This window comes from Mesorhizobium sp. M8A.F.Ca.ET.021.01.1.1 (genome assembly GCF_003998025.1).
In the GTDB taxonomy this organism is placed as follows: domain Bacteria; phylum Pseudomonadota; class Alphaproteobacteria; order Rhizobiales; family Rhizobiaceae; genus Mesorhizobium.
On sequence record NZ_RZSJ01000475.1, the window covers coordinates 1 to 4,959 of the forward strand.

Here is a 4,959-nt window from a genome sequence, read left to right on the forward strand (position 1 = left end):
GGCCCAACATGGCGCTGCACATGCCGCTGTTCCTGACCGACGAGGAGGGCCGTTTCGCGATCGGTTGCAGCGAGACGATCCTGGTGACCGATGGAGGGGCGGAGGTCCTGAGCAACGGCGATCGCGAACTTCGATTCCTCTGAGCTGAAAGCCATAATGGGTCGGCGATCGTCGCGTAGCAAAGAGACGCAACGCCCGCTCGGCAGCGTTGTTGGTCGGGCTGATCCGGCCGTCGGCGAACAAGGTCATAAACCTTCCCACCCTTCAGCACATACTCGATCGGCTCAGCAACCGGAGAGCTTCGGGACAGTCTTGCCCGCTCGCTCCGCATCCCCTAAGCGTCTCTGCCAACGGCCGGCTTTCCTGCTGGCGTCCTCGCAGGCGTTCGTCGGCGGCAAGACCTTTGATGTCGCGCTCGACATCAACAGCAGGTCCATTGGTTGACCGCCTCGAGCGCGATCCGCGAGATCGGTGCGGCATCCTTGCGCGCTTGGCATTGGTAGCGACGTCGGCAAGCACGAAGAACTTTCGGCGCGCATCCGCCCAGCACAGCGCCTGGGGTCAGCGGACCAGGATTGCGGCCCACTTTGAACAACGGCATCGGCCTGAACATTTAAGCACCACCCGTCAGTGAATGAACGCCTTTTGATCTCGCCGGCTTCGGCGGCGAACCTGAGGGCCTTTGGTACGAAAGCGAGGAGGCGCCGCCTTGTTCTGTAACGGGACCCTACTTGTAAGCTCCTTTGAGTGATAGCCCGGAACGGCAGCTGTTTGGCGCGAAGGCCGAACAGAGCAGCGCCAATGAGATCAGACCACAAGGACTGGCACGGCCGAATGCTCGACCGTAAGCTCGCCCGCGGGCCGACAAGCGCATTAGGAACCGCCTTGTCCCAGCGAAGCTGCGCTTTCCCAAAGCCTGCATCGAGGAGATCGGCTTACCGCCGCGTTGCCTGACCGGCGCAACCCCACGGCGTTCGCCCCAGGGCGAGGGGCTAAGGCGCCTCAGCCTGATCGTCACCGGCCGACCTCTTCGCTGCCAGATCGCCTCCGTCCTCTCGGCTTCGAAAGCCTCCTGCACCACAGTCTGCAATAGCCATAAGTCCTGGCGTTGATCTCCAGCGCCCGGCCGCAGGCGGCGTTGACGCGCTCGCGGCCGAAGCCCTTGACGAGCCGTATGACGCCAAGACAGGCGCGGAAGCCTTGTTCGGGATGCGGCCGATCCGCCAGTATCTTCTGGCACAGCAAGGCCGCATCGAGACCGATCGCGGAAGCTTCCCGGTTGATCCTCTCGATCGTCCACGGCGGTGCGATGAAGGCATGTGATCCGGCTGGCCACGGTCAAGACGCTCGCCAGCTTCGACTTCTCTTTCCAGCCCTCGCTCGACCGCGATCGAATCTTCACGCTGGCCCAACTCGGCTTCGTCGCCCGCTGCGAGGTCATCCACTTCCTCAGCCCGCCCGGCACAGGCAAGAGCCATCTGGCCATTGCGCTTGCAGTCGAGGCTGTGAAGGCTGGAAAGAGCGTCTATTTCTGCACGCTCGCCGAACTCATCGCCGCGCTGGCAAGGGCCGAACGCGAAGGCCGCCTGCAGGAACGCATCCGCTTCTTCTGCCGGCCTGCTCTGCTCGTTGTCGATGAGATCGGCTACTTGCCCGTCGTCCACGGTGGCGGCAATCTGTTCTTCCAACTCGTCAACGCCCGCTACGAGAAGGGCGCAATGATTCTCCCTCAAATCGCGGTTTCGCCGAATGGGGCGAGGTCTTCGGCGACCCTGTCGTCACAACCGCACTTCTCGATCGCCTGCTTCACCATGCGGTCGTCGTCCAGATCGACGGATCGAGTTATCGGCTCCGCCAGCACGCCGAGCTCATGCCCGAACACTTGCGATCAAAAGCCTCCATCACGCCGCCGACAATAAATCCACCATCGCGGCCGCGCGGCCGGCCACCGAAAAATGGACACCCCTCCGCGACAGCCTGAGCGGCGAAACTGGGGAATTTTACTTCGGCACTTTTGGGGAAAATTCGAGCGGCATTGACACCTTGTGATCTCGCTTGACCAGGACGAGTTTCCCTCCGGCACAGTTCTCAAGCTCTATCGCATGCGCTGGCGCATCGAGCTCGCCTTCAAGCGTCTGAAGAGCCTGATCGGACTGGCCACGCCTCCCGCCAAAGAGCCAAGGATCGCAAAGCCTTGGATTCTTGCCCACTTCCTCATCGCGCTTGTGACCGAAACCCTTTCGCAGGAGTTGGGTGTCTCTCCCCTTGAGCGACGGGCGCCCGCTGCTGTGGCGCGCCACCCGCCAGATCGTCGCCTCGCTGATCGCAGCGATCTTTGCTCAACCGCCCTTGGCAACCCTGCGCCAAAATCTCCATGCCTTGCGACATCGATGGCGTGAGCCACCTCGAAAGCGCAAATTTCAGTCCATGCCGAAGCTATCTTAGCGCATGCCTCCAAGGGGGCGGCATCATTTCGGATTCAGGGGGCGGTTAAATCTCGGAACGAGGGGGCGAGATCATTTCGGAATCGGAGGGCGACATCCCTCGGAATTTGCATCCCGTCCATCCGCAAAAGCATGGAGTGTTCCTCTTGTTCGCTAAATCTCGGCTTTTCTTCCAACCGTTTCTTCCTGTAATTCAGGAATTGTCTGCTATTAATTTGTCTCAGTCGCGGGGTGCACTCCAGAACTGTCCTCTCAGTTTTCTAGACCAGTCCCGTGTTCTTGTCGAACGCTCGAAGTCACTGGTTGACGCGATCAGAATCTCGCCTCCCTGCATACGCTCTCGAGCCTGAGGGCGACCCCAAAGAGCTGCGCATCGGAGCCGGGTGCACCAATAATCTGCACAGACACGGGCAGGCCGCCGCTCGGCGAGGCTACCGGGAGCACTATCACCGGCGCGCCTACCAGATTGAAGAAGGAAGTGAACATCGTCAGGGCACTGCCAAGTGGAATAGTCTGCCCGGCTATGTCCACGTCGATGGTCCCGACCTCCGGCGCTGTGATCGGACAGGTCGGCATCAACAGGAATTCGAACGTCTGCATGGCCTGCGCAAATGATCGCCTGTAGGTCGACAGCACGCGCTTACACTGGACGTAGCTTTCTGCGGACAGGAACTGACCCATCACAATGCCGCCGCGCATGTCGGCACCGAATCGATCTCGGGCGCTGGCAAGATTAGGGCCGTGATACGCAAGAGTTTCGGCGAGCTGGATTGTCAGCGAGACTGCACGGGCCTCGGACTGATCGGGGAGTGCGATCGTGCCGAATGTGGCGCCCCGCCGTCCGATGTGTGTCTTCGTGGCGAGGAACGCGTCGTGCACCGACGCGTCGCATTTGTTCTCGCAGCCGTTGACCAAGGCAACCCTCGGCGCCGCGCCGGGTGGCGTCGCCGACGGGAGCTTCGCGATTTGCCTGACGACAAGCTCCAGGTCCTCAACAGATGTCGCGAGTACGCCCGCATGGTCCAGCGACCAACAATAGGGGATGACGCCGTCGAGACTGATCAGGCCATAGCTCGGCTTGTACCCGGCGATGCCGCAGAGCGCGGCCGGGATACGAACCGAGCCGCCCGTATCGGTGCCAAGCGCGAACGGCACGATGCCCGCCGCCACGGCTGCCGCGGAGCCGCTGCTCGAGCCACCAGCGAGCCTTGTCTCATCATGCGGGTTGACGACTGTTCCGGCCCAGCGGTTCTCACCGGTCGCGCCAAATGCGAATTCGTGGAGATTGGTCTTGCCGATCAGGGCCGCCCCCGCTGCCTCAAGCATGCAAATGGCCGCCGCCGACCTCTCCGGCACATTGTTCTCTAACACCCTGCTGCCGCCGGTGGTCCTGATCCCGCGCGTTTCGAACATATCCTTGGCGGCATAAGGAATTCCATCAAGCGGTCCCAGAACGCGGCCGGCCTTCCGGCGTGTATCGGCCTTGGCCGCCTGGGCGAGTGCATGGTCGGCGGCAACCGTAATGAAGCTGCGCAGCGAGGGATTGGTCCGTTCGGCCGCAGCAATACAGTCGCTGATGATCTCGACCGCGGACCGGTTGCCGCCCTCGAGTGCGGCCGCAATAGTTTTGATTGACCTCCATTCAGTCATGGCCAGTGTCTGTTGCTTGCGCTAGGGCGTCCGGAGCAACTTGGCCCAGGTCTCTGGCGCCGATTCTGCGCAAATCCGATAGCAAACTCTCGAAGCTAGGAACTACCCCGAACCGGGGCGTCACCAACTTTTGAAGATCCTCTTCGGCCCATAGGTTGTCAAAAAAATCGACGTTAATGGCCTGCAATGTCTCCAGACGGAGCTTCACCATTGTTCCTCTTTCCCACAACGGCAAGGCCGCGCAGATTATCGTGAGTAGTCGAATCCGGTTTAGTGATGAAAATTCCCGTCTCCGAAGTTCCCCCTCAATAGTAATGTTTAGATCACGAGGGAAAATCATACTGGCCTCGGTGCCCGGCTCATCGCCCGGTTCAGTCGGCGGGCTCGAGGTCGCACTGACCATCGAGCGCCCGGTGAGTAGCCGGGAAAGCATCCGGCGCCCGTGTAGACCTCAGCCGCCGCCTTGGCTTCCCGCAAGTGACGCTCCTGCGAGGCGATGGGTTGCTGGCCCTGGGGTCGACCAACCCGCCCTACATCGTCACCGGGAGGAATAGTCACTTTCGTCGCTATGCGAGGAGCGTCGGCCCATTATGGCATCTAGCCAACGATTTCGAAGTACCTCGCGTGGGTGATATCGTGGATGCGATTGATCAAGCTCGAGTAGCTATGTCCAGCGGCAATCGCGGCTAGGACAAATTCGGAGTTCATACTCAGCCCCGGCATCGAGTTGATCTCCAAGACAAAGGGCTGACCGGAGCGGTCGATCCGGAGGTCGACGCGGGCGTAGTCCCGGCACTGGCAGGCACGGAAGGTCGCAACCGCAATGTCCTGCAGCAAAGTTGCAAGGCTGCTCTCGACTTGCGCC

2 protein-coding genes and 5 pseudogenes are annotated in these 4,959 nt (G+C 61.2%); 3 read left to right on the plus strand and 4 right to left on the minus strand.

All coding sequences use genetic code 11. From position 1 onward, the window contains the following. Positions 1–177: 177 nt before the first annotated feature. Together EOA36_RS38460 and EOA36_RS27475 are read right to left on the minus strand one after the other, a co-directional pair. Positions 178–598: pseudogene (locus EOA36_RS38460) on the minus strand (transposase); the annotation flags it as partial. Between the two features lie 494 nt (positions 599–1,092). Beyond that, positions 1,093–1,328, minus strand: a pseudogene (locus EOA36_RS27475) (IS21 family transposase); the annotation flags it as partial. On the opposite strand from EOA36_RS27475, the pseudogene EOA36_RS38845 reads away from it, so the two are divergent. The 3 genes and pseudogenes from EOA36_RS38845 to EOA36_RS27485 form a co-directional block, all read left to right on the plus strand. After that, positions 1,320–1,667 (plus strand): annotated as a pseudogene (locus tag EOA36_RS38845) (ATP-binding protein); the annotation flags it as partial. The pseudogenes EOA36_RS27475 and EOA36_RS38845 overlap by 9 nt on opposite strands. 122 nt (positions 1,668–1,789) lie before the next feature. Continuing rightward, positions 1,790–1,981: pseudogene (locus EOA36_RS38850) on the plus strand (ATP-binding protein); the annotation flags it as partial. Between the two features lie 64 nt (positions 1,982–2,045). Continuing rightward, positions 2,046–2,399 (plus strand): transposase, encoded by a 354-nt coding sequence (locus EOA36_RS27485; protein WP_126097345.1) that lies wholly within the window; start codon positions 2,046–2,048, stop codon positions 2,397–2,399. 357 nt (positions 2,400–2,756) lie between these two features. Here EOA36_RS27485 and EOA36_RS27490 read toward each other — a convergent pair whose 3' ends face one another. Then, complete coding sequence (locus tag EOA36_RS27490; RefSeq protein ID WP_126097346.1) at positions 2,757–4,094, minus strand: amidase; 1,338 nt, start codon at positions 4,092–4,094, stop codon at positions 2,757–2,759. Between the two features lie 597 nt (positions 4,095–4,691). Beyond that, positions 4,692–4,959, minus strand: a pseudogene (locus tag EOA36_RS27495) (hypothetical protein); the annotation flags it as partial.

Bases quoted from the DNA above. Each gene is read 5' to 3' on its own strand.
- EOA36_RS27490 (WP_126097346.1), bottom strand. From the start codon at position 4,094: ATGACTGAATGGAGGTCAATCAAAACTATTGCGGCCGCACTCGAGGGC.